Origin of the sequence: Variovorax sp. KBS0712 (genome assembly GCF_006323185.2) — a bacterium.
Lineage (GTDB): Bacteria > Pseudomonadota > Gammaproteobacteria > Burkholderiales > Burkholderiaceae_C > Variovorax > Variovorax boronicumulans.
In genome coordinates, this window is sequence record NZ_VCCD02000002.1 from 757048 (window position 1) to 783666 (window position 26619).

22 protein-coding genes and 1 tRNA gene are annotated in these 26619 nt (G+C 66.8%); 9 read left to right on the forward strand and 14 right to left on the reverse strand.

Annotated features, from left to right (window positions below; genetic code table 11):
• Positions 1-19 precede the first annotated feature (19 nt).
• The 5 genes from FFI97_RS20455 (at position 20) to FFI97_RS20475 (ending at position 8029) form a co-directional block, all read left to right on the forward strand.
• Positions 20-1951 carry an autotransporter assembly complex protein TamA gene (locus FFI97_RS20455; protein ID WP_139704898.1) on the forward strand — a complete coding sequence of 644 codons (1932 nt, stop codon included), beginning with the start codon at positions 20-22 and terminating at the stop codon, positions 1949-1951.
• Between the two features lie 8 nt (positions 1952-1959).
• Positions 1960-6057: a translocation/assembly module TamB domain-containing protein gene (locus FFI97_RS20460; protein ID WP_144004494.1), complete on the forward strand. Its 4098-nt coding sequence runs from the start codon at positions 1960-1962 to the stop codon at positions 6055-6057.
• 58 nt (positions 6058-6115) lie between these two features.
• Positions 6116-6190 (forward strand) — tRNA-Arg (locus FFI97_RS20465).
• 520 nt (positions 6191-6710) lie between these two features.
• Positions 6711-7748 (forward strand): PQQ-binding-like beta-propeller repeat protein, encoded by a 1038-nt coding sequence (locus FFI97_RS20470; protein ID WP_139704770.1) that lies wholly within the window; start codon positions 6711-6713, stop codon positions 7746-7748.
• A gap of 101 nt (positions 7749-7849) precedes the next feature.
• Positions 7850-8029, forward strand: coding sequence for a hypothetical protein (locus tag FFI97_RS20475; protein ID WP_062469702.1), 180 nt, complete (start codon positions 7850-7852; stop codon positions 8027-8029).
• 77 nt (positions 8030-8106) lie between these two features.
• Here FFI97_RS20475 and FFI97_RS20480 read toward each other — a convergent pair whose 3' ends face one another.
• Positions 8107-8355 carry a hypothetical protein gene (locus FFI97_RS20480; protein WP_139704772.1) on the reverse strand — a complete coding sequence of 83 codons (249 nt, stop codon included), beginning with the start codon at positions 8353-8355 and terminating at the stop codon, positions 8107-8109.
• Between the two features lie 223 nt (positions 8356-8578).
• Here FFI97_RS20480 and FFI97_RS20485 point away from each other — a divergent pair, with 223 nt between their 5' ends.
• Positions 8579-8932: a hypothetical protein gene (locus FFI97_RS20485; protein ID WP_139704773.1), complete on the forward strand. Its 354-nt coding sequence runs from the start codon at positions 8579-8581 to the stop codon at positions 8930-8932.
• A gap of 391 nt (positions 8933-9323) precedes the next feature.
• Here the strand turns inward: FFI97_RS20485 and FFI97_RS20490 are convergent, their stop codons facing one another.
• The gene (locus FFI97_RS20490; RefSeq protein ID WP_144004495.1) at positions 9324-9905 is read right to left on the reverse strand and encodes a hypothetical protein; all 582 of its coding nucleotides are present in this window, start codon (positions 9903-9905) and stop codon (positions 9324-9326) included.
• A 930-nt stretch (positions 9906-10835) separates the two neighbouring features.
• Between FFI97_RS20490 and FFI97_RS20495 the strand changes: the two genes are divergently transcribed.
• Entirely contained in the window at positions 10836-11999 is a 1164-nt protein-coding gene (locus FFI97_RS20495) for a hypothetical protein (protein ID WP_062469704.1), read from the forward strand.
• Positions 12000-12308: 309 nt separating this feature from the next.
• Here FFI97_RS20495 and FFI97_RS20500 read toward each other — a convergent pair whose 3' ends face one another.
• Complete coding sequence (locus FFI97_RS20500; RefSeq protein WP_139704777.1) at positions 12309-12764, reverse strand: hypothetical protein; 456 nt, start codon at positions 12762-12764, stop codon at positions 12309-12311.
• A 268-nt stretch (positions 12765-13032) separates the two neighbouring features.
• On the opposite strand from FFI97_RS20500, the gene FFI97_RS33655 reads away from it, so the two are divergent.
• Entirely contained in the window at positions 13033-13434 is a 402-nt protein-coding gene (locus FFI97_RS33655) for a hypothetical protein (RefSeq protein ID WP_185993672.1), read from the forward strand.
• Here the strand turns inward: FFI97_RS33655 and FFI97_RS20510 are convergent.
• Genes FFI97_RS20510 through FFI97_RS20555 form a run of 10 tightly spaced genes read right to left on the reverse strand, consistent with a single transcriptional unit; the run spans position 13397 to position 24542 of the window.
• Positions 13397-14116, reverse strand: a complete 720-nt coding sequence (locus tag FFI97_RS20510; protein WP_139704779.1) for an EthD domain-containing protein — start codon at positions 14114-14116, stop codon at positions 13397-13399. The two genes, FFI97_RS33655 and FFI97_RS20510, sit on opposite strands and share 38 nt — an antisense overlap.
• On the reverse strand, positions 14113-15297 hold the full coding sequence (locus FFI97_RS20515) for an NADH:flavin oxidoreductase/NADH oxidase (protein ID WP_139704782.1): 1185 nt from the start codon (positions 15295-15297) through the stop codon (positions 14113-14115). Before FFI97_RS20515 ends, FFI97_RS20510 begins: the two co-directional genes overlap by 4 nt.
• Positions 15298-15306: 9 nt before the next feature.
• Complete coding sequence (locus FFI97_RS20520) at positions 15307-16230, reverse strand: DMT family transporter (RefSeq protein WP_260685078.1); 924 nt, start codon at positions 16228-16230, stop codon at positions 15307-15309.
• A gap of 1 nt (position 16231) precedes the next feature.
• Positions 16232-17200 (reverse strand): MBL fold metallo-hydrolase, encoded by a 969-nt coding sequence (locus FFI97_RS20525; RefSeq protein WP_095746773.1) that lies wholly within the window; start codon positions 17198-17200, stop codon positions 16232-16234.
• Between the two features lie 28 nt (positions 17201-17228).
• Positions 17229-17939, reverse strand: coding sequence for an ABC transporter ATP-binding protein (locus FFI97_RS20530; RefSeq protein ID WP_139704784.1), 711 nt, complete (start codon positions 17937-17939; stop codon positions 17229-17231).
• Positions 17940-17959: 20 nt separating this feature from the next.
• Positions 17960-19741: an ABC transporter permease subunit gene (locus FFI97_RS20535; protein ID WP_139704787.1), complete on the reverse strand. Its 1782-nt coding sequence runs from the start codon at positions 19739-19741 to the stop codon at positions 17960-17962.
• Positions 19738-20661 (reverse strand): branched-chain amino acid ABC transporter permease, encoded by a 924-nt coding sequence (locus FFI97_RS20540; protein ID WP_062469725.1) that lies wholly within the window; start codon positions 20659-20661, stop codon positions 19738-19740. Before FFI97_RS20540 ends, FFI97_RS20535 begins: the two co-directional genes overlap by 4 nt.
• A 56-nt stretch (positions 20662-20717) precedes the next feature.
• Positions 20718-21917: an ABC transporter substrate-binding protein gene (locus FFI97_RS20545; RefSeq protein WP_139704789.1), complete on the reverse strand. Its 1200-nt coding sequence runs from the start codon at positions 21915-21917 to the stop codon at positions 20718-20720.
• Between the two features lie 60 nt (positions 21918-21977).
• Complete coding sequence (locus FFI97_RS20550; RefSeq protein WP_139704791.1) at positions 21978-22754, reverse strand: SDR family NAD(P)-dependent oxidoreductase; 777 nt, start codon at positions 22752-22754, stop codon at positions 21978-21980.
• A 33-nt stretch (positions 22755-22787) separates the two neighbouring features.
• A complete protein-coding gene (locus FFI97_RS20555) occupies positions 22788-24542 on the reverse strand; it encodes an FAD-dependent oxidoreductase (RefSeq protein WP_095746778.1) in 1755 nt (584 codons plus the stop codon).
• A gap of 191 nt (positions 24543-24733) precedes the next feature.
• On the opposite strand from FFI97_RS20555, the gene FFI97_RS20560 reads away from it, so the two are divergent.
• Positions 24734-25531: an IclR family transcriptional regulator gene (locus FFI97_RS20560; RefSeq protein ID WP_070062752.1), complete on the forward strand. Its 798-nt coding sequence runs from the start codon at positions 24734-24736 to the stop codon at positions 25529-25531.
• Positions 25532-25835: 304 nt separating this feature from the next.
• On the opposite strand, the gene FFI97_RS20565 is transcribed toward FFI97_RS20560, so the two are convergent.
• Complete coding sequence (locus FFI97_RS20565) at positions 25836-26582, reverse strand: lysophospholipid acyltransferase family protein (RefSeq protein WP_139704793.1); 747 nt, start codon at positions 26580-26582, stop codon at positions 25836-25838.
• Positions 26583-26619: the final 37 nt, after the last annotated feature.

Consider the following 26619-nt stretch of genomic DNA (forward strand, 5'->3'; position numbering starts at 1 on the left):
GTGCTGTCAGAATGCCCCCATGGTCAGGGTGGCATCCGTTCTTTCGCCGGCGTTGTGGCCGGCTTTGCTTTTTTCCGGCGTCCTGCTTTTGCAAGGCTGCAGCCTGCTGCCTCAAAAAGAGGCGGCAGACACGGGCGTGTCCACCGTCGGCGTGGTGCGCAGCGGCGACAGCAACGGCGACACCGCCAAGGACGACGACAAGGCCAAGGCCGACGGCCGGCGCAATGCCTTCACCGTCGACGTGCGCGGCCCCGAAACCGAGCGCGACTACCTCGCGCGCCACCTCGAAATCCAGCGCTACCGCGAGCTCGACGACCTGGGCGTGACCGAGGTCTCGCGCCTCATGGTCGCGGCCGAGGCCAATGCACGCGAGCTGCTGGGCACGCTGGGCTACTTCACGCCCACGCTCACGCTCGAACTCAACGAAACGCCCGACAGCACCGAGGCCCCGCGCGAGGTCATCATCACCGTGGCGCCCGGCGAGCGAACGAAAGTGTCGACCGTGCAGATCCGCTACGCCGGCCAGATCGCCAACGACCCCAGCGCCGAAGCGCAGCGCGACGCCATCCGCACCGGCTGGGCGCTGCGCGCGGGCGAGCCCTTCACGCAAGGCGCATGGGACGACGCCAAGACCACCGCGCTGCGCAGCCTCACGGCCAAGCGCTTTCCCACCGGCAGCGTGGAAATCAGCCGCGCCGAGATCGACGCCGACCGCCACGAGGCCCGGCTCGGCGTGACCTACCAGTCGGGCCCGGCCTACAAGTTCGGCCCGCTGGTGCTGCGCGGCGTGGAGCGCTACGACGCCGACGCCGCGCGCCGCATCGCGCGCCTGCCCACCGGCACCGACTACGACCAGCAGAAGCTGCTCGACGCGCAACAACGCCTGGCCAGCAGCGGCTACTACGACTCGGTGTTCCTCACGCTCGACACCGACAGCAACACCCCGCTGGCCGCCCCCGTGATCGCCCAGCTGCGCGAGGCGCCGCTGCAGAAGGTGGTGATGGGCGTGGGCTTCACCACCGACAACGGCCCGCGCCTGTCGATCGACCACACCCACAACCGCATGCCGCTGCTCGGCTGGCGCGCCGTGTCGCGGCTCTCGCTGGACAACGACATCCAGTCGCTGGGCACCGAGTGGAACGCCGTGCCCAACGACCGCGGCTGGCGCTGGTTTGCCGGTGGCGAACTCAAGAGCGAGCAGTCGGGCAGCTACGTGGTCGACAGCGGCCGGCTGCGCGGCGGGCGCAACAAGTCCAGCGACCACATCGACCGCAGCTACTTCCTGCAGTACGACTACGCCCACAACCGCGGCACCGACGCGCCGCCCTCGGCCTCGGCCGTCACCGCCAACTGGGGCTGGACCGGGCGCTACTTCGACGACAACTCGGCGCCCTCGCGCGGCTACGGCCTGGCGCTCGAAATGGCTGCGGGCTACACGCTCACCGGCCAGCAGGTGCCCTTCACGCGCACCTACGCACGCTTTCTCGGCGTGCTGCCGCTGGGCGCGGCCGAGGACAAGAACGCCCGCGCGCGCCGCAGCCGGCTGCAGATGCGGCTCGAAGCCGGCGCCGTCGCGGCCAAGGACAGCGCGCAGATCCCGTCCACGCTGATGTTCCTCACCGGCGGCGACACCACCGTGCGCGGCTACAGCTACAAGCAGATCGGCACGGTGCGCGCCGACGGCAAGACCGTGGCGGGCCGCTACCTGGGCGTGGCCAGCCTCGAGTGGCAGCGCCCCTTCGTCTACAAGGACAAGCTCACCGAGTGGGAGAGCGTGGTGTTCGTGGATGCCGGCGCCGTGGCCGACAAGCCCGGCGAGCTCAAGCCCAAGGTCGGCGTGGGCGTCGGCGCGCGCTGGCGCAGCCCGGTCGGCCCGGTGCAAGCCGACCTGGCCTACGGCGTCGACTCGAAGAAATTCCGCCTGCACTTCCGTCTCGGCTTCACCTTCTGACCCGCTTCATGCCGTCCACGCCCACCACAGCCACGCCCCGTCCCCGCTCACGCACCCGCCGCGTGCTGCGCGCGCTGGGCTGGATGCTGGCGGGCCTGCTGCTCGTCGTGCTGCTGCTCGCCGCAGGCACGTGGTGGTGGCTCGGTTCGAACAAATCATTGGCCTTCGCGCTCGCGCAGGCCGCGCAACGCCTCCCCGCAGGCCAGACGCTCGAGAGCCGCGACGTCACCGGCTCGCTGCGCACCGGCGGACGCATCGGCTGGCTCAAGTGGCAAAGCGAGAGCCTCGCGGTCGAGGTGAACGATGCCACGCTCGGCTGGCAGCTCGCCCCGCTGTTCCAGCGCAAGGTGCAGCTCGGCGAGATCCACGCGGCGCGCCTGTCGATCGAACGCCGCGGCCCGCCCAGCGACACGCCGACCGAGCCGCTCACGCAGGTCGCGCTGCCCGTCGAAGTGGCCGAAGTGCCCTTCCGCATCGACGAGGTGCGCTGGGCCGGACCGCCCGCGCTGGAAGCCAAAGGCCTCGCGGGCCGCTACAGCTACCTGGCCGCGCAGCACGCGCTGGACATCGAAGGCGTCGACATCGCCGACGGCCACTACAGCGCTCGCGTGCGACTGCAGGGCCCGGCGCCAATGGCGCTCGATGCCACGCTCGACGGCCGCGTGAAGGCCCCGCTCGCCGAAGACCGCCACATCGAGGTGCAGGCCAAGGCCTCGGTGAAAGGCACGCTGGCCGGCCCCGAGGCGCGCCTGCAGGTCGCCACCGACCTGCAGCCCACCGAGCCCGACGCCGAAGCGCCCATGGCCGCCCAGCTGCGCGCGCAGATCGCGCCCTGGCTGCCGCAGCCCGTGATCGATGCCAAGGCCGACCTGCGCAACGTCGACGCCGCCAGCCTCTGGCCCGGCGCGCCCCGGACCCGGCTCACCGGCACCGTCGAGCTCACGCCCGACGCCGCCACCGGCCCCGCCGCGTGGAAGGCCTCGGCCGACCTCCGCAACGCCGTCGCCGGCCCGTGGGACGAACAGAAGCTGCCGGTCGAGCAGGTCCAGGCGCAGGTCGGCTTCGACGGCACGACCTGGACCGTGCCCGAGGCCACCGTGCGCGCAGGCGGCGGCCGCATCGACGCCGAAGGCAGCTGGAGCCCCGCGCCCTCGCCCTGGCAGGTGCGCGCCACCGTGCGCGGCGTGCGGCCCGGCGCGCTGTACAGCGAGCTGTCGGGCGCGCCCGTCGGCGGGCAGATCAGCGCACGGCAGGCCGAAGATTCCGACACCCTCGTCTTCGATGTGGCCCTCCGCGCCGACGGCAACGGCGGCGCCGGCAGCAAGGCGCTGCCCGGCTTCGGCCTGGACCGCGCACTGGCGCAGGGCCAATGGAAAGACCAGGTGCTCGACCTGCGCACGCTGCGTGTCGAAGCGATGCGCGCCAGCATCGACGGCAAGCTGCAGGTGCGCGTGGCCGAGCAGGCCGCCAGCGGCAAGCTCGCCCTGTCGCTGCCGGGCGGCAGCGCGCAGCTCGACGGCCGCATCGCGCCCACCACCGGCGGCGGCGACCTTCAGGCGCGCATCGACGACGCCGAAGCCATGCAGCGCTGGGTGCAAGGCCTGCCGGGCCTGTCGAGCGTGTTCGCGAACGCCAGCGCCAAGGGCAGCGCCCGGCTCGACGCCAGCTGGCAAGGCGGCTGGCAGACCGTGCAGCGCCGCATCGAGAACCCCGGCGCACCCACCGCGCGCGGCAACGCCGAGCCCAGCCTCAAGGCCGTGCTCGCCGTGCCACGTCTCGACCTGAACCTGCCCGCCGCCCAGCCCGGCGGCACAGCCACCAGCGTGCAGCTGCGCGCGCTGCAGGCCGACCTTGCCGGCAGCATCGCCCAGGCCACGCTGACGCTCAAGGGCGAAGCCACCACCGGCACGCAGAAGCTCGCACTCGACACCCGCGCCAGCGGCGGCCTTGCCAGCGCCAACCAGTGGCGCGCCACGCTCGCCAGCCTGCGCCTGCAGGCACAGGACACCGCCACCGCGCGCCCCGGCCAGGGCCCCTGGGTGCTGGAGCTGGGCCGCGAAGTCACGGCCACCGTGCGCGCCGCCGACAACCGCCTCGACGTCGAAGCCTCCGCCGCCGAGGCCACCCTGCGCGGCCCGCTGCCGGGCACCGTGCGCATCGACTGGCAGCCGCTGCGCTTCAACCAGAGCGGCGCCGCGCCCAACCGCGTGTTCCGCTTGCAGTCCAAGGGCCAGATGCAGGGCCTGCCGATGGCCTGGGCCGGTGCGTTCGGCGCCAACGCCACGCTGAGCGAACTCGGCATCAGCGGCGACCTGCTGTTCAACGGCGACTGGGACATCGACGCCGGCGACACCCTGCGCGCCAAGGCCCGGCTCGCGCGCCAGAGCGGCGACATCCGCGTGCAGGCCGGCGAAGCCGCGCTCGTCACCCGCATCACCAGCACCGGAACCGGCACCGCGAGCGAACGCACCATGAGCTCGGCCAGTGGCAAGAACGAGGTCAACGGCGTCGATGTCACGGCCACCCCGGCCGGCCTGCGCCGCGCCGAACTGCAGCTCGACGCGCAGGGCGACGCCGTGCGCGCCACCCTGGCCTGGGACAGCGAACGCGCCGGCCGCCTCGACGCCGAGCTCGGCACCCGCATGCAGCAGCGCAGCGGCGGCTGGCAGTGGGCGCCCGACGCGCCTCTGAACGGCACGCTGCGCGCCGCGCTGCCCAACCTGGGCGTGTGGTCCATGCTCGCGCCGCCCGGCTGGCGCATCGCCGGCACGCTCGACGCCAACGCCACCCTGTCGGGCATCCGCACCGCGCCGCGCTGGAACGGCACGCTCGGCGCCGACCAACTCGCGCTGCGCGCCCCGGTCGAAGGCCTCGACCTGCGCGACGGCCGCCTGCGCGCCTCGCTCACTGGAGACCGCCTGGAGATCACCGAGTTCACGCTCAAGGGCGGCGCCGGCAGCAACGCGCGCATCGGCGGCCAGAGCGGCAACCGTAGCACCGCCGCCAGCGAAGCGCGCACCGACGGCGGCTCGCTCACCGCGCGCGGCGACCTCAGCTGGGGCAGCAACAACAGCACGACCAGCACCGGCATCCGCATGGCCGTGCAGGCCGAGCTGCGCGCCCTGCGCGTGCTGGTGCGCACTGACCGCCAGGTGTCGCTGTCGGGCAACCTGCAGGCGCGGCTGGACGACGGCCAGTTCAACGTGCGCGGCAAGCTCAAGACCGACCGCGCCGTCATCATCCTGCCCGACGAGACCGCGCCCAGCCTGGGCAGCGATGTCGTCGTGCGCTCGGCCGCCAAGGACAAGGCCGCCGCCGAGGCCGCGCAGCGCGAATCCGCCAAAGCCGACGCCCAGGCGGCCAAGGCCGCCAAGCCCCAGACCGCCAAGCCGCCCGACATCGTCGTCACCTTCGACCTCGGCGACGACTTCGCCGTGCAGGGACGCGGCATCACCACGCGGCTCGAGGGCGAACTGGAAATCCGCAGCACCCGCCTCGATGCCCCGCCGCGCATCACCGGCGAGGTGAAGACCGTCAAGGGCCAGTACCGCGCCTACGGCCAGCAGCTCGACGTCGAGACCGGCATCGCGCGCTTCAACGGCCCCTTCGACAACCCCGCGCTCGACATCCTGGCCATCCGCCCGAACATCGCGCAGCGCGCCGGCGTGCAGATCACCGGCTCGGCGCAATCGCCGCGCGTGAAGCTCTATGCGGAGCCCGCGCTGTCCGACGCCGAGACGCTGTCATGGGTCATCCTGGGCCGCGCCTCGGCCACCAGCGGCGGCGAGTCGGCACTCTTGCAGCAGGCCGCCCTATCGCTGCTCGGCAAGATCGGCGGCACCACCACCGGCGGAAGCCTGGCCAGCCGTTTCGGTCTGGATGAACTCGGCTTCAAGGGCCCCGGCAACGGCGGCGACCTGCGCGAGTCAGCCGTGACGCTGGGCAAGCGGTTGTCCAAAGACTTCTACATCACCTACGAACGCAGTCTGGGCGGCACCTTCGGCACCCTCTTCATCTTCTACGACCTGACCAAGCGCCTCACGCTTCGGGGCCAGGCGGGGCAGACGAGCGGGGTGGACCTGATCTACACGGTGAAGTACGACTGAGGGCCGGGACACCCCAAACTGTTAAAGTGCGGGCCGCGCTGCAGCAGCGGCGCACACCGTCTTCGTAGTTCAATGGATAGAACGGGGTCCTCCTAAGACTCAGATACAGGTTCGATTCCTGTCGAAGGCACCAAAGACCCAGATCACGGCGTCTCACATCACCTCAGAAACCCGCACGTTCCAAGGCGTAGCTGAGCAAGCAAGAAGTAGCATCCGCCCATGTGGAAGCCCGCTAGCCCTATCGTGATCGTCGGCCGCACCCTGAGCGATCAGGAGGCGTGGTGGCACGAATTTCAGGATGAGCTGCACGCACAATGCAACGGCAAGCTCGACGGCGACTGGCTCACCATGGTCTGCCACGTCGTCTACCCCATCGCCTTCAAAGATGACCCGCGGCATATCGCCAGGCTGACACACGCCGTCTTTGGGCTCCAGGGGTCGGAGCCCCGCAGTGCCGCGCACGGAGCACATATGCGCCGGCCACGGTCAAATCAGTGCAGGGGCGCCTCTCGGCCTCGACGATAGAAGTCGCTCGTCGTGAGCCATCTTCTACTCCTCGGCAGACTTGGGCCTCGGGCATACTGGAGCACCGCCCAGAGCGACGCTGCCAAGCGTGCAGGCGACATCTTGAATGCACTCGCGAGAACGTGCGCATGAAATTGAGTTGGTCATATCGGTTGCCGAAAGAGCGCCAGATCGGCACCAGAGCCCCTGTCGCCTCTGCCGATACGGTGCTCGTCGCCTTTCACTACGACAAGGCGGATTTTTTCGAGAGCACGCTCGTTGCATTCGAGCGCATGACCGGTGAGGAGCGCTGGCGCACCACCATCCCCCATGTGATCAATGAGCCTGTGCTGGCACAAGATGGCTCCGTGTACGTAAGCAGCTTCTCCGGAACGGTCCACGCCTTCGACAGCAACGGAAAGAAACTTTGGGACTGCCGGTGCGGTGATCGCAACATGGGCAAGCCCTGCCTCGTCGCAGGCGATCGCCTCGCAGTCGCGGAAACGGGTGGCGGTGCGTCGAAGACGTGGTGCCTCGATCTGCGCACGGGCTCGATCGCCTGGGCTTTCGAGAATCATGGGCACAGCTATGGCCTTGCCACGAACAACGGCCGCCTCGTCCATGCCACGGTGCTCGCAGAGGGCGCAGGGGTTCGCCTGCATTGCGTGGAGACGTCAAGCGGCCGTTCGCTCTGGGCCGCCGACAGCGCAGAGTGGCTGTTTCAGCCGATTGTGCAAGACCAGGCCGTCCTCATCGGTGCGAGGGGATCTCTGCGAGCCTATTCATTGCAGTCGGGCGATCTGCTGGCACGGTTGGACCTTGAGGATCAGGAGGCGATCGATGGTCAGATGCTGAGCGCGGGCGATCGCATCTACTTCAGCACAGATTCCGGACGCGTTGGTTGCGCTTCGTTGCAGAGTGAACGATCTTTCTTCAAGGTCAAGCACTCGCTCCAGAGCGTGTGGTTCGCTGCCTTCGAAGGCAGCATTCGTGGACGGCCGACCATGGCCGGGAACGCCGTGGCTGTGCTCTCGCAGGAAGAGGGCATTGTCCTTCTCGATCCGGCCGCAGGGAATCGGCTCTCCGCGCTCAAGATGAGCAAGGGCAACGGTGGTGGTCTGCTGTACCACCGCGATTGGCTTTACGGATCGTTGGGGGCGGAAGTCCGAGCTTTTGGTCCCGTGTGAGACTGATGCGCCCGCCCAGGCTGCCCGCGTCGCATTCGGCCCGGGTCGGGCGCTAACGCGAGCTTTGAAGTTGCAGCATCGCCAGGCTCCTGACCTGCACGATGTACCAGGACATGTGGAAGCCCACCAGCCCCATCGTGATCGCCGGTCGCATCCTGACCAGCCGGGAAGACGCAGAGTCCGGCGCATGGATTCGCGCCGATCATCAGGCCCAGGTTGCCGCAACGAAGCACCTTGCCGGCGCGAAAGACATCAGCGCCTTGGTGAAGCTGGACGCCTAAACCACCTTAGTCCTCAACGTCCGTACCACGCCGAGGCAATCGCCATGCTTGCGCGCCTGTTGAGGGCTTTTTCTAGCCTACTGCCGACTAGACGTCCAGATTGCAGCACCCAAGCTCAGAAGAGTTTCCACGTTGGACTCATAGCAGCTACTGCTCGGGTTCAGTTCACCGATCATCTGCAAGACTTGCGAAACGGCATCGTCCGGCAGCTTGGCCAGGTCCAGGTCAGTCAACTCGGAGAGACGCAGCGCCACATCCATGCGAGTCATCTCTGCACCCGATACGGTCGGAGGAAACAGCCGGCGGCTTCGCGCATCGTTGAACATTAGTAATTTGCATTACTCCTGTCAACAATTAATCCCTTGGGCCTCGTCTAGCGCCCTCATCTGAACCGCCTCCTGGAGGCCCCCTTGCCCGCCTTCGCGCTGGCTTTTTCTTGACTCAGGCACTGTGACCACCGGGTTCCGTGGGCTCCCACAAATGCGGTATTTGGTTTGTAGTTCTCGAAGCTAGATTCTGCGCACCGAAACCAACGTCCCTGGAGGAAAGATGCGCAAATTTCAACTGATTGTGACGGCGCTTCTCGGCCTGCTATTGCTCGCAGCATCGGCGTCCCATGCGCAAAAAAGGTCCATTACGATCGAGCGCAAAGACGGTCAGACGGCTTTCTACTGCTCCGCTAGCACTTGCTTCGAGTCCGGCGAACTGCAACGTCGCTACGACGCCAAAGCGGAGCACGTAAGAAGTCATGCGTGCAAGCCGTCGCTCTCATCGGACAAGTATTGCCAGAATCAGAAAGAGGAGCTGTACGCGATCAAGATGTGCTCGGACTATTGCCAGGCAGCACGCTGCTTGGAGAAAAATGTGACGACAGGACACTGTTTGAACGCGGTTTTCCGATAGTCGGCGGCACTACGGTCCCCAGCAGCGCCCGATCGTTCCTCACAGTGCCGAGCAGAAGCTGCGCTGATCTCGGTATTGCAAGAATTTCGAGCGCGGATGGCCTCCTAGACCTAGGCTACGCGTCGGTGAGCTAAGTGCGTATTGCGGGCGAAAACCACGGGAAATTCACCCCGCTCTCCAGCATCCCGCGAGTCTGAGGTCAGGTTTGAAGCCGATGCTGGGATGTGCTTGGCAGTCGCGATACTGAGTCTCGCGCGCCAAGCAGCTCGAACTGCATCGCAGCCTGAGATTTCAGGTGGCAATCGGGGTATGGCGCGCAGTTCATGCCCCTCCTTGAGCCCGCCCACAAAAAAGCCCGTTCAAGACGGGCGTTCTTTCAGGTTCAATGCCTCTAGTGGTGAGCTATCAAGGACCCACGAGGCTCATGCCCAACTGCTTGGGAACGACCCTCTTCATATGCAAGAAGATCGAGTCGCGCGATCTGTGTCTTGAAGTGCTTAACTGCCGCTGAAACCACGCTCATCCCCGTCACCCATCCGATGACAAGTGCGAGCACAGGGACGAGAACTATGAAGCTGAAAGGCGAAGTTCCCAGATGCCTAACCAGCGCCCGGTTTGCGTCCATCAAGTAGCGATTGCAAACCTGACGGTCCTTTTCAGATGACGCACTGAAAACGGCTTGCACTTGTCGTTTGGCCTCAGACCTTTCCTCTTCTGTTGACAGCGCGACTGTCATTACAAACCGGGTGAGACTTATCCGATGGGAGAATCTGATCATCCCGTTGATCACGGTGCGTGTGTACATGTATGCATGACTGTCGAAGCGAACGTTGCCCGCCATGCCTTCATCGAACAATCGATCGCGGATGTCAAAGAGTTTTTGACGCAATACATCGACCCGATGCCTGTCGAACAGCACAAAAACCAGCACGAAAAACAGTGCGAGAGAGATCAGACTCTGAAGCGCAATCATCATTCGTCCTCCGGATTTGTGTCGCCGTTTGAACTTAACGCGCTCGTCGAACGGCGGGGGTCGACGTGCGTTTCTAATTCCTGAAGCCGACTACTCAGGCGCTTCACTGTGCGCTTTCTCAACCGGTTTTGTGAAACCCCATAGGCAACCCCACCACCACCAGCCAGCCACGCTAGTGTCACTGACACTTCAAGACTACCAAGAACGTTTAACGCTATGTTTGCGGAGGTTATCTGTCCCGCAAGATCTGCTGCAATCAGGCGACCGCACCAAGCCATGAAGCACACACCGGCAACAATAATCAGCGTCCGGATCGTCTGCCCGGCTTGCTCCACAATTGCGGCTCCAACAGGCTCGGAAGCCCCAGCTGGCCGCGATTTCATCGCTGGACGCTTCGTCGCCAAAATAGTTCCCGTTACATTGCGAAACGAGGATATTAGTCCATTGGACATCATCCAAGGGCGCTTCGCACGTAGGTGAATGCCCTTTGCTGCGCCAGTTGGCGCCGCACCTACGGACATCTGGACAAGATCTCAAGACCTGGTTCGTTGAGACTCGTGAGACGCTTCGAGATTTGTCGGTACTTTTGTCGGTATCTTTCAGGTGAAAATCGCATAAACCCAGTACTCATGCGACCTGCAGCCTGATTTTCGATTCCTGTCGAACACCAAAGATTCGGATCACGGCGTCTCACGCCACATCAGAAACCCGCACGCTCCAAGGCGTAGCGGGCTTTTCTTTGCCCCATAGAGGGGTTTCACCTAGTAGGCAGAATCCCTCACCTCTTCTTGCGAAGCCGTCTCGCCGAAGGCGAGATACCAGCTTGGCAACAGCCTTGGCCCCAAGGGTAAGCTCGCCAATGTCGCACGCACCCATGGTCGGCCGACACGCGGCAATCAAGCCAAGCCATCACCTAGCAACTGGAAAAAAATGCCAAGACAGACCATCGTGCTGCGCGTTTTCGTGGCGTCGCCCTCGGACGTAGGGTCCGAGCGCAGCTTGCTGGAAAGCGTGTTGAGGGAATTGAACCAAGCTTGGAGTCAAACCCTAGGCGTCATGTTCGAGTTGGTGAAGTGGGAGACCTCCGTGCGCCCCGCATTTTCATCAGACCCTCAAGCCGCAATCAACGAACAGATTGGCGAAGACTATGACGTTTTCGTCGGGATCTTCTGGGGCCGATTGGGCACAGCGACGCCGCGGGCATCGTCCGGTTCAGTTGAGGAATTTGAGCGAGCGCACAAGCGGTTTGTTGCAACCGGCGGGTCCCCGGAAATTCTCTTGTACTTCAAAGATGCTCCGATAGCGCCTTCAAAGATCGATATCAAGCAACTTGAAAGCGTCCAGATCTTCAAGGGCTCATTGGCTCCCAGAGGAGGTTTGTATTTTTCTTTCGACGATCTTTCTTCGTTCGAATCGTCGTTGCGGTCGCATTTAGCCGCCATCGCCCAGAAGTTTTCCACAGAACGGCGAGAGAGTGGGATCCGTCTCATAGATGTCGCGACGCCTGCTGTAGAGGCATTCCTTGTCAGCGACGAAGACGACTTTGGGTTCATGGATTACATAGAAATCTATGAGTCTCGCCAAGCAGAGATGACCGTTGCGATGGGTGTAATCAATGAAGCAATGGTGCGCGTCGGAGAACAGATCACACTACGAAGCAAGGAGATGGCTCCAACGTCCACGACCGACGCAAAGAACGTCAGACGGATGGTCAAGCGGGCAGCCGATGACCTGAACAACTTTTCAGACACAGTCTCGAAAGAACTGCCTGCCATATCTCACGCGAGAGAAAAGGCATATGGTGCACTCAGCAAAGCGCTGGTTCTGCGGGGAGATTTCACCTCGGGAGATTCCGCACTGCTAGAGCTACGAACTGCTATCACCACGATGCTCAAAAGTGCTGCGGCTGCGAAGGACAGCGTCTTGGGGCTGAGGCATTCGACAGATTCGTTGCCACGCCTTAGCAAAGAGATCAACCAAGCCAAGCGCGAGATGGTTCGGCAGCTTGATTTTTTTATCTCAGAGATCGACAGCTTGCTCTCCACTGTCACAAACATAGTTGGCGCAATTGATCGCATGGTCGAGAGCGATTGAGCGCCAGCAATTGCGAAATCCGGTGCCAAATCGATCGTGATGAAAGCTTGAGGCTGAAGGACATTCACTGGCCCGGGACCAATCGGCCGTTGAGTCGAGTGCACACAAAGTCGGGCGCATCGAATTCGCCGGTACTGCTCAAGCGAGAAGTCAAGAAACCCAGCATCCATGTGATCTGACGGGACGTGCTCGACCCCTCTCGGGCACAACGCACCTTGATCACGGCATCCCACACAAATTCAGAAACCCACACGCCCCATGGCCTTGCGGTTTCTTGTTTGCCTTCCAGTCGAAGCCTTCGCCGACCCCCTACTTGAACGGCGGCGGCACCCGGATCTTCTGCCACTCCTCCGGCGTGATGAACTTCGCGCAGGTCGGCAGTGCGCTGATGACGCGCCGCTGCAGCTTCATCGGAACGAGCTGCGCGTTCTCCTCTTCCCGATAGAGGTTCACTCCGCAGGCTTCGTACGCGATGCCCTGCTTGCTCTCGATGTCGCGGCGCGCCTCGAAGCGTTCGCGCAGGTTCCGGAACGACTGCCCGACGATCCGGTAGCGCTTGCCTTCCTCGGGCAGGAACGAAAACGAAATCCGGCACGCGGCACGGCCGTGGTACTCGATGAGAGCCTCTTCCCCCGCGCGGATGAACATCGCGCCCTTGAGTTCGGTGCGCCCGCGGTAGCAGCCCTCTGCATTGAGGTTGTTGATCACCACGTCGTCCTTCGACTCGACGGTGACCTGTGCCCGGCTTTCCTGCGCGGTCGGCAAACGGTACGGCGTTTCACAGGCGCTCAGCAATGCAGCGGCGGCGATGGCGAATGCGTACGAGCGAATCGCTCTGGGTGACATGGTGCGGCCCTCCCCTTGGTCTTGTGGTGCCGCGCGATGCTAAGGCAGCCCCACCCCGCGTACGCCCCGCCCCGCGCACGGACGAGATTTCAATCGACGACCCGACGGCGCGCCGGACTACTTTTGGATGCACCGCGTAACGGCATGCTGTCCTTCGTAGCAAGAGACAAGCAACAGGGGGCAAGCGATGAACAAGACCGAGGCCTTGGCGGCCATGGTGGAAGTGGCACGGATCGGGCGCGGCATGACGCCCGCCGATGCACTCACGCAGCTGGGCGAGCTGATCGCGCAGGAGTCGCCGGACGATCCGGCGCATGACGTGAAGGTCGAGAAGCTGCTGCGCCTCGGCGCCTGCATCTGGTCGCTGCGGCGCGGGGTGTTCCTGCCCGAGCCGCCCGGGCGCAGCATGGAGCCCGAAGAGGCCGAGGCGCCCGCCCGGGTCCGCGAGATCGCGCCCATCGGCACGGTCCCCACGCGGGTCTCACACCCCGCCGCCTACCAGCCGGTGATCCCGGCGCTGAGCACGTCGGTGCACTACGCGCGCGCGGCCTTCACACCACCCGAAACTCCTCCACCACAAAGGCCGTGATCTCCGCCAGGAAGGTCTTGGCATGCGCCATGGTGCGCTGGCCTTCGGGCGAGGCGAAGGCGGCGTTCAGCGTGTCGGTATTCTCGAACCACAGTTCCACGATGCCGTCGATCGGCAGCTCGGCGTAGCCGCAGGGCGTGCCCTTCTCGAACTCGCGCGCGACCACCACGTTCTGGCGGTAACCGGCCACGCCGGGCATGCGGCGCACGTGGTCGGCGTGCACCTTCCATTCGCGGCGGAAGTCTTCTTCCGACTGCGCGACCGGGCGGCGCAGGGTCGAGATGCGCTTGAGCATCGCCGGCCCCGCCGACGATGCGGGCGACGGCGGCGCGATGACCTCGGTCTGCTCGACCGTCACGATGTGCAGCCCGCCCAGGAAGTGCCGCTCGTCGGCGCGGATCTCTGCCGCCAACTCGCCGGTGTTGAAGGCCGCATCGGCCTGCGCCGTTGCATCGAACTGCAGCTGCGAGAAACCATCGAAGTCCCACGGTCCGCGCGCGAAGTCGATGCCGCGCTGCAGCCGGTCGGTCACGCGGTTCTGGCGGTAGGCGCGCAGCGTGGGCAGGCGCGCGACGAGCGGGCCGTGGCGTTCGCGCCAGTGGCGGCTGAAGGCCTCGTCGGTCCAGCCGGGCTGCTTGCGGATCAGGCCCATGCGCAGGGTCGTGGTCGTGGGTTCGGTCATCGGTCGGTCTCCTTGTGGGGTGGCGCGTTCTCTGCCTCGGCGCGCGCACGCGCCAGGCCGGGCGCACGCTTGGCGAGCCACACGCCATGGCGCACGGGCCAGCGCTGGTACTGCGGATCGGCGCCGAGCGCGGCGGCCGCGTGGTGCGGCCAGTAAGGGTCGAACAGGGCTTCGCGGCCGAGCGCGACGAGATCGGCCTGCCCGGCGGCGAGCACGGCCTCGGCCTGTTGCGCGTCGACGATCATCCCGACGGCCTGCGTGACCACGCCGGCCTCGCGCCGGATGCGTTCAGAGAAGGGCACCTGGAAGCCCAGGCCGCGCGGCACGGGCAGCGCGCGCGTTTCTTCGGTGAGGCCGCCCGACGAGCAGTCGATCACGTCGACGCCGCAACGCTTCAGTTCGCGCGCGAGCACCACCGAGTCGTCGAGACTCCAGCCGTCGAGCGTGCCGTCCACGGCCGAGAGGCGGCAGAACAGCGGCTTGCCGGCGGGCCATGCGGCGCGCACGCGCTGCGCGATTTCCAAGGCGAGCGACATGCGGTTCTCCCGGCTGCCGCCGAGCGCGTCGTCGCGGTGGTTGGCGTTGGGCGACAGGAAGCTCGCCACCAGATAACCATGGCCGAAGTGCAGCTCGACCACGTCGAAGCCGGCCTGGTCGGCGCGCACGGTGGCATCGACAAAACACTGCACGACCTCGGCCATGTCCGCCGCATCGAGTGCGCGCGGCGCCGACCAGCCGGGGCCGGCCGCGAGCGCGCTGGGGCCCAGCCGCTCCCAGGGTTCGTCATCGGCCGCCATGCGCGCCGGGTCGATGGCCGCCCCGCCCTCCCACAGCGGCTCGCTGCCGGCCTTGCGGCCCGCGTGCGCGAGCTGCACGCCGATGGCGCTGCCTTGCGCGTGGACGAAATCGACCACGGCCTTGAGCGGCGCGATCTGGCTGTCGTTCCACAGGCCGAGGTCGGCGGTGCCGATGCGCCCGCGCGGATCGACGGCGGTGCTCTCGGTGAGGATCAGGCCCGCGCCGCCGAGCGCGAACTTGCCCAGGTGCACCAGGTGCCACGGCGTGGCATGGCCGCGCTCGGCGGCGTGCTGGCACATGGGCGAGATGACGATGCGGTTGGCCAGCGTGAGCTCGCGCAGCTGCAAGGGCTGGAACAGCAGGGGAAGGGATGAATCAGGCATGTGAAGGAATCAAGGGGCCGACGCAGCCACCGGCCGCGTGCCGAGCCAGGTGCCGCTCATCACCGCGGCAAAGCCGAACAGGTGCCACCACGTGAGCACTTCGCCCAGCAGCAGCGCCGCGAACAGCACGCCGAACACCGGCACCCAGTAGAGAAAGACGGCCGTGCGCGCCACGCCGATGACGGAGATCGCACGGTTCCAGATGAGGTTGCCCGCGGCGGTGGCCGCGATGCCCGAGAACAGCACCAGCGCCCACGGCCACGCGCCCGGAAAGAGCTGCGCCGTACCGAGCCGCGACGGCCCGAGCAGGGTGTGCACCACGAGCATGAACGTGCCGATGAGGTAGATGACCCAGCTGATCGACAGCGGATCGACCTGCCGCGCCAGCCGCTGCACGCCCACGCCGCCGACCGCGAAGCTCACCACCGACAGCGCGAGCATCAGGTCGCCGATGCCGGCGCTCGACAGCCCCGCGCCCGGGTGGCTCAGCACCACCGCCGCCACGCCCGCGAAGCCCAACGCCACGCCCACCATGCGGCGCGCCGTGAAGCGCTCGCCGAAGACCAGCGCGGCCATCAACGCCGACACCAGCGGGCTCAGCGCCATGATCAGTGCGCCGTTGGTGGCGGTGGAACGCAGCAGCCCCTGCGCGAACAGGATCTGGTTGCCGTAGACCATGAGAAAGGCGCAGCCCGCCATCACCGCGAGTTGCCGCGCCGTGAGACGAGGCACGCCGCCGCGCCGCCACAGCACGATGGCGCTGAGCGCGATGCACGCCACGCCCATGCGCAGCGCCGCCAGCGGCAGCGTCTCGAAGGAGGCGGTGAGCGCCTTCACGGCCGAGACGTTCACGCCCCACACCAGCATCGCGAGCAGCATCCAGCCCTGCACGGATGCGGGCGTGGCGCCGTGCGAGGGCGCGGGTTGGTTCACCTTAGCTTTCGAGCGCGTTCCACATTTCGATGTCGCGCTCGGCGGTCCAGATGCGCGGGTGCACGTGGCCCGTCGCCTCGTCGTAGGCACGGGTCACGTCGAAGGGCATGCAGTGGTCGAAGATCACCCAGTGGCCGTAGGTCGGGCGCAGCGCGGCCACGGTTTCCTTGTAGATCACGTTGAGCGACTTGCCCTCTGCCACGCCGTTGTTCACCAGCGTGTAGACGTCGGAGATGAAGGCGCGCGTGGAGGCAATCGCCTTGCGCACGTCGGCGGCGTTTTCCAGTGCGGCGCCGCGGCCGGGCACCAGCTTCTCGAAGCCGAAGCCGGCCAGGCGGTCGAGCGTGGTGGGCCAGTCGCGGAAGTAGCAGTCGCCCGCGTAGGCGGTGCTCTGGTATTCGACGAGGTCGCCCGCGAAGCAGATCTTCTGGTCTTCGAGGTAGGCGATGGTGTCGCCCTTGGTGTGGCCGCGGCCGACCTGCGCGATCTTCACCTCGAGCTTCTTGCCCAGCCACACGCTCATGGTGCCGTCGAAGGTCATGGTGGGCCAGGTGAGGCCAGCGGGCACCGACTCGACGTTGCGGAACAGACGCGGGAAGCGACCGATCTCGCTGGCCTTGTCCTGCTCGCCGCGCTCGACGATCAGGTCGTAGGTGTCGCGGCTGGCCAGGATCTGCTCGGCGCCTTCCTTGAAGTACGCCGACGCGCCCAGCACGCGCACCGCGTGGTAGTGGCTCAGCAGCACGTACTTGATGGGCAGCGGCGTGACTTCGCGGATGCGGCGGATCACGTCCTGCGCCATCGCGGGCGTGGCCTGGGTGTCGACCACCATCACGGCCTCGTCGCCGATGAAGACGCCGGTGTTGGGGTCGCCCTCGGCGGTGTAGGCGTAGGCGTTCTCCGAGAGGCGGGTGAACGAGACCTTCTTTTCTTCGAGGTCGGCCTGGCTGGCGAATTTCTTGGTGGTCATGGGAGTTCCTTTGATGTGAGCGATGAATTCAATGCGTACCGAGGTACGCCGACTTCACCTTGGGGTTGTCGAGCAGCTCGCGGCCGGAGCCTTCGAGCGTGATGCAGCCGGTTTCGAGCACGTAGGCGCGGTCGGCCACGCCCAGCGCCTGCTTGGCCATCTGTTCCACCAGCAGGATCGTGAGACCCGAGCTGCGCAGCTGGCGGATGGCGTCGAAGATGTCCTTGATGATGAGCGGCGCCAAGCCCAGCGAGGGCTCGTCGAGCAGCAGCAGGCGCGGCTCGCTCATGAGCGCGCGGGCAATCGCGAGCATCTGCTGCTCGCCGCCCGACAGCGTGCCGGACAGTTGATGCGCGCGTTCTTTCAAGCGTGGGAAGCGCGCGAACTCGCGCTCGATGGCGCGCTCCACGAAGGCCTTGTCGTTGCGGCGCGAGTAGGCGCCCAGCATCAGGTTCTCGCGCACGGTCTGGTCGGGGAACACGCCGCGCCCCTCGGGCGACAGCGCCACGCCCAGGCCCACGCGCTGGTGCGCGGGCACGTGCGTGCAGTCCTTGCCGTCCACGAGCACGCGGCCTGCGGCCACGGGCTCCAGCCCGACGATGCTCTTGAGCAGCGTGCTCTTGCCGGCGCCGTTGGCGCCGATGATGGTGACGACCTCGCCCGCGCGCACTTCCAGGCTCACGCCCTTGACGGCCTCGATGGCGCCGTACGAGACCTTCACCGATTCGATTTTCAACATGATGGTTTCGGTCCTCTGGCTCAAGCGGGCACGGCGGCCATGTCTTCTTCGTCGTCCACGCCCAGGTAGGCCTCGACCACGCGCGGGTTCGACTGCACCTCGGCCGGCTTGCCCTCGGCGATCTTCACGCCGTAGTCGAGCACGATCACGTGGTCGGAGATCGACATCACCAGGTCCATGTGGTGCTCCACCATCAGGATGGACACGCCGCACTTTCCGATGCGCACCAGCAGTTCGCCCAGCTCGGCGGTTTCCTGCGGGTTGAGGCCGGCGGCGGGCTCGTCGAGCAGCAGCAGCTGCGGCTCGGTAGCCAGCGCGCGCGCCAGTTCCACGCGGCGCTGCAGGCCGTAGGGCAGGCTGCCGGCGGGCCAGTGCGCCAGGTGGCCCAGGCCCACGAGGTCGAGCAGCTGCAGCGCGCGCTCGCGCGTGGCGCGCTCCTGCTTGCTGGCCGTGGGCCAGGCCACGAGCGACGACAGGAAGCCGTTGCTCATGCGGCTGTGCCGCCCGAGCATCACGTTGTCGAGCACCGAGAGGTCGGCGAACAAACGCAGGTTCTGGAAGGTGCGGCCCATGCCCAGGCAGCAGATGGTGTGCGCCGGCTGGCCGACGATGTTGCGGCCCAGGAAGCGGATCACGCCCGCATCGGGTTCAACCACGCCGGTGAGCATGTTGATCATGGTGCTCTTGCCGGCGCCGTTCGGGCCGATGAGCGCATGGATGTGGCCGCGCTGCAGGCGGAACGACACGTCCTGCGCCGGCTTCACGCCGCCGTACGACTTGGTCACGCCCTGCACCACCAGCAGCTCGCCTTCGCCGCCGGGACCGATCTGGCCCGGCACGCCGTTGCCGGCCGCCCCTTCGCCGCGGTGGCGCGACTTCAGGAACCACTTGTTGAACAGGCCCACCACGCCGCCCGGCATGACGTACAGCGCGAACAGCAGCAGGAAGCCGTACAGGAAGTGCTGCGCCGAGGGCCAGCGCGCGAGCAGCGCGTCGGTCGCCGTGAGCAGCACCGCGCCCACGATGGGGCCGTACATCGAGCCCGCGCCGCCGAACAGCACCAGCAGCAGGATGAAGATCGACAGGTGGAAGGTGATGAAGTCGGAGTTGATGTACTGGTTCTGCTGCGCCACGAGCGCGCCCGCGATGCCGCAGGTGACGGCCGCGACCACGAAGGCCATGACCTTGGCGCGGTACACGCGCACGCCCACCGACGACGAGGCGATCTCGTCCGCCTGCAGCGACAGCAGCGCGCGGCCGAAGCGGCCCTGCAGCAGGTTGCGCAGCAGCAGGTGCAGCGCGGCGCTGAGCACGATGCCCAGGATCACCCATTGCACGCTGCTCAGCGGCTGGCCGTTCCAGGTCAGCGGGCGGATGCCGTAGATGCCCTGCGCGCCGCCGAACACGTCGGTCCACTCGCCCACGAGCTTCTCGACCACGATGCCGAAGGCCAGCGTGACCATCGCGAGGTACGGGCCCTTCACGCGCAACGAAGGCAACGCGATGAGCACGCCGCACACGCCAGAGACAACCGCCGCGATCACCAGCGCGAGCCACGGGCTCAGCTCGGTGCGCGAGGTGATGAGTGCGACCGCGTAGGCGCCGGCCGCGAACAGGCCGGCCTGGCCCAGCGATTTCTGGCCTGCGTAGCCGACCAGCACGTTCATGCCGGCCGCGCACAGGTAGTAGACGCACATCATGAAAGCGATGCGCAGGTAGTAGTCGTTGCCGGACAGCGAGACCAGGCCGCACAGCACGGCCGCCACCAGCACCACGGCGGCGGGATGGGCGAGGCGCTTCATACCTTCTCCACCGTCGAGCGGCCGAACAAGCCCGTGGGCCGGAAGGCCAGCACCAGGATCACGAGTGCGAACACCGCGACCTCGCGCCACTGCGCCTGCCAGAGGTTCACCATCGACTCGAGCACGCCCAGCAGGAAGCCGCCGATGACGCAGCCGCGCGGGTTGCTCAGGCCACCGATCATGGCGCCCGAGAAGCCCTTGAGCCCCACGGTCAGCCCCATGAAGAGCGAGGCCTGCGCGATGGGCGCGAGCAGAAAGCCCGACAGCCCTGCCAGCGCCGAGCTGACGACGAAGGCGCCGATCATCATGGCGTTGGTGTTGATGCCCATGAGGCTGGCCACGTTGCCGTTCTGCGCCACGGCGCGCATGGCCTTGCCGATCATGGTGCGGTTCATCACGCGGTCGAAGCCGATCATCACGACCACGGCCACGCCCAGCGTGAGCAGTTCCTGCGGGCGCACGCCCACGCCGAACATGCGGATCACGGTGTCGCCCACGGGCGCGGGCACCACCACGGGCTTCGGACCCCAGATGGCCAGGCCCACGCTTTGCAGGATCACGCCGAAGCCCAGCGTGCTCATGACCCACGCCATGCCCGGGCGGCCCGCGAACGGGCGCACGCCGAGCACGTAGAGCAGCCAGCCCAGCAGGCCCATCACGCCGAGCGCGGCGACCAGCGCAAACAGCTGCGCGCCCGCGCCGGGCACGGCATCGCCGAAGGTGGTGGAACTGAGCGGCTTGCCCAGCACGAGGAACAGCGCGCTCATGCCGATGAACGCGCCGGCCGAGACGAACTCGCCGTGCGAGAAGTTCAGCGTCTTGGTCGTCGTGAACGTGATGCTGAATCCGAGCGCCACCAGCGCATAGGCACCGCCGACGGCGAGCCCGCTGATGAGCGCCTGCAGGAGCGCTTCAACCATGGTGTGTATCTCCGTTGCGGAACGGGGCCGAGCCCCGTTCCTTTTGTCTCAGACGTTTATTGCTTGAAGTCGGCCGGCTTGAGCGCGCCGATCAGCGCGTCGCTGTAGGGCAGCAGCTTGCCGTCCTTCCAGCGGATCCAGACCAGGTCCTTGGCCGTGAGCGCTTCATGGTTGGTCTTGCTGAAAGGCTTCTCGTAGGTCTTGAGCACGCCCTGCACCGGCGTCCTCAGGTCTTCGAGCGCGGCACGCACGGCCGCGCCGTCGGTGCTGTTGGCCTGCTTCATGGCCTGGGCCAGCAGCAGCACCGAGTCGTAGCCGTGCAGCGCGAACGAGAACGAGCCCGGTGCCTTCAGCTTGCTGCCGATGCGGTCGAACAGCTTCTGCTGCACGGGCGTGCGCGTCTCGCTCACGGTGCGCATGAAGATCGGCTTCTCGGCCAGCGCCTTGCCGGCCGCGTCGTAGAAGGTGATGTTGTCGGCGGCCCACGAGGTGAGCGTCAGCGGGAAGTAGTTGATCTTCTCCATGCTGCGCACCAGCTGCGCGATCGGCGTGCCCTGCGCCCACACCACCACGGTGTCGACGTTGGCGGCCTTCATCTTCGAGAGCTGCGAGGTCATGTCGGTGTCGCCGACGCCGAAGCGCTCGGTGGCCGCGATCTTGATGTCCTGCAGCTTGGCGATTTCTTCCATGTCCTTCAGGCCGCCCTGGCCGTAGCCGGTGGTCTCGGCCATGAGGCCCACGACCTTGGAGCCGGCCGTGTTGCGCTTCACGTAGGCCATGAGCGCGGCGACCTGCTCGCGGTCGACCATCGAGACGCGGAACATGTAGTTGTCGGCGCCGGCACTCATCGGCTTGGTGATGTCGGTGCCCGAGCCCACGTTGCCCAGCACGGGGATCTTCTTCTGGTTGGCGATGTGCTTCCAGGCCATGGCGTTGCCCGAGTTGGTGGGGCCGAACACGGCGACGACCTTCTCGTTGTCGACCAGGTCGCTCATGTTCTGGATCGACTTCGGCGGCGCCGAGACGTCGTCGCGCGTGACCAGTGTGAACTTCCGTCCGAGCGCGCCGCCGGCGGCGTTCAGGTCGGCAATGGCCGCTTCCATGCCCAGCACCGCGGCCTGGCCGCTCTGCGCCGAAGGCGACGCCGAGAGGTCACCGTTGTAGCCGAGCTTGATGTCTTGCGCATACGCGCCTGCCGAGAACGCAGCGAAAGCGGCAGTCGCGAGCAGGGTCTTGTACAGACGGATCGTTTTCATTCTTTGTCTCCTAAGGGTTGACGGACGGGGAACGGGAAATCGAAAAGGAAGAGGCGTGGCTCAGACGGCGAGGAAGCCGCCATCCACCGGCAGCGTGATGCCGGTGACGTAGCGCGACATGTCGCTCGCCAGGAAGATCACCGGGCCCACCAGGTCTTCGGTCTGGCCGACGCGGCCCAGCGGGATGCGCGTCATGAACGACTCGAGGCGCTGCGGGTTCTCGCGCGTGGCCGCGGTCATGGGCGTCTCGATCACGCCGGGTGCGAGTGCGTTCACGCGCACGCCGGCCGGCGCGAGCTCCTGCGCCAGCGACTGCGTGAGCATCTTGATCGCGCCCTTCGAGGGCGAGTAGCCCAGGCTCGCGGCCTGCCCCGCGTAGGCGGCGATGGAGGCGATGTTGATGATCGAGCCCTTCGTCTGCTTGAGCACGGGGATGAAGGCCAGCGTGGTGTTGAAGGTGCCGTGCACGTTCACGTCGATGGTCTTCTTCCAGTTGGCCGCGGCGTTCGGGCTGCTGGTGGTCTCGCGGATGATGATGCCGGCGTTGTTCACCAGCAGGTCGACATGGCCGACCTCTTGCGCCACGCGCGCCGCCAGCGCCTGGCAGGCCTCGGGCGCGGTGACGTCAAGCACGAACGACCAGGCCTCGCCGCCTTCGTTGCGCACCAGTTGCGCGGTCTCGGCCACGGTGGCTTCGTTCATGTCGGTGACGACGACGCGCGCGCCCGCCTGGGCCAGGCCGAGCGCGAGCGCGCGGCCATTGCCCTGGCCGGCGCCGGTGATCAGCGCGAGGCGGCCTTCGAGCAGGCGCGGTGCGACGTGAGGAGGAAAGGGCATGGTCGGCTCCTTGGGTTGACTATCGGAACGGGGTCAGGCGCCGCGCGGCACGGCCACGGCTTCGCGCTGTTCGACGTGCAGGGGCACAGCCACTTCGGCCTGCGCGACCTGCAGGCCCGCGACGTAGCCGAAGGTGAGCGCCGGGCCGAGCGTGATGCCCGCGCCGGGGTAGTTGCCGCCCATCACGCTGGCCGCGTCGTTGCCGACGGCGTACAGGCCCTTGATCGGCTGGCGGTCGGCGTCGAGCACGCGGGTCTTCTCGTCGGTGACGAGGCCGGCGAAAGTGCCGATGTCGCCGATGACCAGCTTGATGGCGTAGTACGGGCCGTTTTCCAGCGGCGCCACGCAGGGGTTCGGCGTGACGTTGGCGTCGCCCTGGTAGCGGTTGTAGGCCTTGCTGCCCTTGCCGAAGGCTGGGTCGTCGCCGGTGCGCGCGCCCTGGTTGAACTCCTGCACGGTGGCTTCGAGCGCGGCCGGGGCGATGCCGATTTCCTTGGCCAGCTCGCCGATGCTCGCGCCGCGCTTGAGGTAGCCGGTCTTCAGATGGCGGCCTATGGGCAGCGGCGCGGGCGCAACGCAGCCCAGGCCGTAGTCGCGCAGCGCCTTGTGGTCGCACAGCAGCCAGGCCGTGACCTCGGGCTCGCCCTCGCAGGCCTTGACCATCGCCTGCACGAAGTCGTGGTACGAGTTGCCTTCGTTGGCGAAGCGCTTGCCCTTGGGCGTGACCGCGATCACGCCCGGCTTGGCGCGGTCGATGAAGTGCGGCATGACGCCCTTGCTGCCGTCGGGTCGCGTGGTGACCGAGGCCGGCACCCAGGCCGCGGCGTGCGGGATGGTGCCGTCGACGCGGCCGCCCACGGCTTCGGCCAGGCGCAGGCCGTCGCCGGTGTTCGTGGAAGGCGACGGCGAGTAGTGCTCCTTGCCGGTCGGTGCGTGCGGGAACAGTTGCTTGCGGCGCTCCACGTCGTAGGGGAAGCCGCCGCAGGCCAGCACCACGCCACGTTTGGCGGTGATGCGCACCGTCTTGCCTTCGTGCTGCACCACGGCGCCCGAGACGCCGTCGTACTCGACCACGAGCTTCTTCACGGGCGACGAGAGCCACACGGGAATGTCCAGGTCCATCGCGGCCTTGGCCAGGCGGCCGGCCAGCGCGTTGCCGTTGGTCAGCGTCATGCCGCGGCCGTGGCGCACCACGTCCAGGAAGTGCCGGGTCAGGCGCTTGGTCACGTACCAGAACGAGGTCGGCGACTTGAAGGCCCGCATGAAGTGTTTGATCTCGGGGCCCGAGCCCAACATCATCCCGAACACCGTGAGCTCGGGCAGTGGCGGCGCCAGGTGCTTGATGCGCGCACCGAGCTCGCGGCCGTCGAACGGGCGCGTGACCATCGAACGCCCGCCGGGCTGGCCGCCGGGCGCTTCGGCGTGGTAGTCGGGGAAGACGGCCGGCATGTCGAACTGCACGCAGGTGTTGCGCGTGAAGAAGTCGATCGCCTTGGGGCCCATGTCGAGGAAGGCGCCCACGCGCGCCGCGTCGAAGTGCGTCGTGGTCTCGTGCTTCATGTAGTCGAGCGCCGCGCCGGGCGGCTCATGGATGCCCTGCTCCGTGGCCAGGCGCGTGCCCGGAATCCACAGCCAGCCGCCCGAGCGCGCGGTGGTGCCACCGAAGCGCGGCTCTTTCTCGACCACCAGCACCTTCAAACCCTGCGACGCCGCCGTGACGGCGGTGGCCATGCCCGACGCGCCGCTGCCGACGACGAGGACATCGCATTCCCACGTGTTCTGTTCCATCTCTGCCTCTGTTCGCTCTCGTGTTGTGTGTACGACTTAAGTTGCGGCGGAGTGTAGGCAGCGATGTTGATATGGTCAAGTCGTTTAGTTACTATCAGATGATCAGTCATCGTCGATTGAACACGACAATATCAGTAGAAACCCTGATGGCTATACTCGCTCCCACTCTCAACCCCCACGCCGGGCGCCCCATGGAAAAGCCAAGACGTGGCATTCAATCCGTCGAAATCGGAACGCAATTGCTGGTCGCGCTCGGCCGGCACGTCGCGCCCATGGCGCTGCGCGATCTCGGCAAGGCCGCCGGCGTGCCAGTCGGCAAGGCGCACCCCTACCTGGTGAGTTTTCTGAAGGTCGGCTTCGTGGTGCAGGACGGCACCGGCCGCTACGAACTGGGCCCGCTGGCCCTGCAGCTGGGCCTGGCCAAGCTGCAACGGCTCGACCCGATCAAGGAAGCCTCGCCGCTCATCGAAGCCCTCGCCTCCGAGACCGAGCAGAGCATCGCGGTCGCGGTCTGGGGCAACTTCGGGCCGACCGTGGTGCGGCTGGAAGAACCGATCCACCCGCTGCACGTGAACCTGCGCACCGGCACCGTGATGTCGCTGGCCTACACGGCCACGGGCCGGCTGTTCGCGGCCTACCTACCGCCGAAGGTGGTGGAAAAGATGATGCTCGAGGACCTGGCGCGCACGCGCCCGGCCGACGGACGCGGCGCCAGCGAAGAGCTGTCGAAGTCGCAGATCGAGGCGCTCCTGGTCGAGACGCGGTTGCACGGCATCTCGCGCACGCTGGGCCAGCCGATTCCGGGCATCGACGCCTTCTGCGCGCCGGTGTTCGACTCGACCAACAACCTGGTGCTGGGCATCACGGCCATGGGCCCCGAGGCCACCTTCGACAGCGACTGGAACGGCCGCGTGGCCGTGCCGCTGAAGGCCTGCGCACTCGAAATCTCGCGCCGCCTGGGCTTCGTGCCCACCGACGAAGCGGGCTGAACCGCCGGCCCGTGCCGTGTAGGCAGGCGCTCACGCGCTTGGTTTGCCTTATCCCGCACGCGCGGGCCACAGACGCGGCCACCGTAGAGGCCTACCTACCTCACGGAGACCGGTCATGAAAAGCATCATCCTTTGGCTCTGCGGCGTCCCGCTGATCGTGATCATCGGGCTGAAGGTGTTCGGCATTCTCTGACCGGCCACGAGTCACGACGAACGATCCCGCTTCCTCCTCACGGCGCTTCTTGCGTCGTTACAGCGCCCCTCCCGGGGCGCTTTTTTTGCGAATCGATCCGGTCAGTGCCGCTCAGTGGGTATCGCGGCGCAGCTGCTGCACGTCTTCATGCAGCGAATGCGCCCAGCTGCGGCGTTCGCGGCTGTACGAAGGCTGCGGCTCGCCGAAGCGCACGATGGCCAAGAGCGGCGGCGCGCGCAGCGTGTTCCACACCGAGGCCAGCAGGTTGTCGTCGTCGATGTAGCGCGGCGCCTGGCTTGTTTCGCCGGTGGCGGCGTCGGCAAAGCGCAGCGCGGCCGGGATCACCGGCGCGCCCGAGGAAATCGCGGCCTGCAGCAGGTTGGCGTGGAACGGCAGCAGCCCGCGCCCGTCGCTCGTGGTGCCTTCGGGGAACACGCCGATCAGGTCGCCGCCGCGCAGCGCCTCGGTCATGTGGTGCACCACGCGCATGGCGTCGCGCCGGCGTTCGCGTTCGATGTAGAGCGTGCCCGAACCGGTGGAGAGCGTGCCGATCACCGGCCACTGCTTGACGTCCGACTTCGACACGAAGCGCACGTGGCGCGCCGCATGGATGGCGGTGATGTCGAGCCATGAGAGGTGGTTGCAGATGAGCAGCGCCGGCCCGTGCGCGGGCGGCTCGCCCTGCACGCGCAGCGTGACGCCCATGATCTGCAGCATGCGCGCCGACCAGGCCTGCACGCGCGCGTTGCGCTCGTCCTGCGGCAGGCGGGGGAAGGTGAAGCGGATCGTCCACCAGCCCGACAGCGCATGCGAGGCCGCATGCAGCAGGCGCCAGCCGGCCTTCAACGAGTGCAGCATCTGGACGCGGGCCCTCTTCTTCTTTTTGATGGCGTGC

Bases quoted from the DNA above. Each gene is read 5' to 3' on its own strand.
- FFI97_RS33655 (WP_185993672.1), top strand. From the start codon at position 13,033: ATGAACAAGACCGAGGCCTTGGCGGCCATGGTGGAAGTGGCACGGATC.
- FFI97_RS20565 (WP_139704793.1), bottom strand. From the start codon at position 26,582: ATGCTGCACTCGTTGAAGGCCGGCTGGCGCCTGCTGCATGCGGCCTCG.
- FFI97_RS20530 (WP_139704784.1), bottom strand. From the start codon at position 17,939: ATGTTGAAAATCGAATCGGTGAAGGTCTCGTACGGCGCCATCGAGGCC.
- FFI97_RS20540 (WP_062469725.1), bottom strand. From the start codon at position 20,661: ATGGTTGAAGCGCTCCTGCAGGCGCTCATCAGCGGGCTCGCCGTCGGC.
- FFI97_RS20485 (WP_139704773.1), top strand. From the start codon at position 8,579: ATGCGCAAATTTCAACTGATTGTGACGGCGCTTCTCGGCCTGCTATTG.
- FFI97_RS20480 (WP_139704772.1), bottom strand. From the start codon at position 8,355: ATGTTCAACGATGCGCGAAGCCGCCGGCTGTTTCCTCCGACCGTATCG.
- FFI97_RS20560 (WP_070062752.1), top strand. From the start codon at position 24,734: ATGGAAAAGCCAAGACGTGGCATTCAATCCGTCGAAATCGGAACGCAA.
- FFI97_RS20455 (WP_139704898.1), top strand. From the start codon at position 20: ATGGTCAGGGTGGCATCCGTTCTTTCGCCGGCGTTGTGGCCGGCTTTG.
- FFI97_RS20525 (WP_095746773.1), bottom strand. From the start codon at position 17,200: ATGACCACCAAGAAATTCGCCAGCCAGGCCGACCTCGAAGAAAAGAAG.
- FFI97_RS20470 (WP_139704770.1), top strand. From the start codon at position 6,711: ATGAAATTGAGTTGGTCATATCGGTTGCCGAAAGAGCGCCAGATCGGC.
- FFI97_RS20515 (WP_139704782.1), bottom strand. From the start codon at position 15,297: ATGCCTGATTCATCCCTTCCCCTGCTGTTCCAGCCCTTGCAGCTGCGC.
- FFI97_RS20495 (WP_062469704.1), top strand. From the start codon at position 10,836: ATGCCAAGACAGACCATCGTGCTGCGCGTTTTCGTGGCGTCGCCCTCG.
- FFI97_RS20535 (WP_139704787.1), bottom strand. From the start codon at position 19,741: ATGAAGCGCCTCGCCCATCCCGCCGCCGTGGTGCTGGTGGCGGCCGTG.
- FFI97_RS20510 (WP_139704779.1), bottom strand. From the start codon at position 14,116: ATGACCGAACCCACGACCACGACCCTGCGCATGGGCCTGATCCGCAAG.
- FFI97_RS20555 (WP_095746778.1), bottom strand. From the start codon at position 24,542: ATGGAACAGAACACGTGGGAATGCGATGTCCTCGTCGTCGGCAGCGGC.
- FFI97_RS20490 (WP_144004495.1), bottom strand. From the start codon at position 9,905: ATGATTGCGCTTCAGAGTCTGATCTCTCTCGCACTGTTTTTCGTGCTG.
- FFI97_RS20545 (WP_139704789.1), bottom strand. From the start codon at position 21,917: ATGAAAACGATCCGTCTGTACAAGACCCTGCTCGCGACTGCCGCTTTC.
- FFI97_RS20475 (WP_062469702.1), top strand. From the start codon at position 7,850: ATGTACCAGGACATGTGGAAGCCCACCAGCCCCATCGTGATCGCCGGT.
- FFI97_RS20460 (WP_144004494.1), top strand. From the start codon at position 1,960: ATGCCGTCCACGCCCACCACAGCCACGCCCCGTCCCCGCTCACGCACC.
- FFI97_RS20550 (WP_139704791.1), bottom strand. From the start codon at position 22,754: ATGCCCTTTCCTCCTCACGTCGCACCGCGCCTGCTCGAAGGCCGCCTC.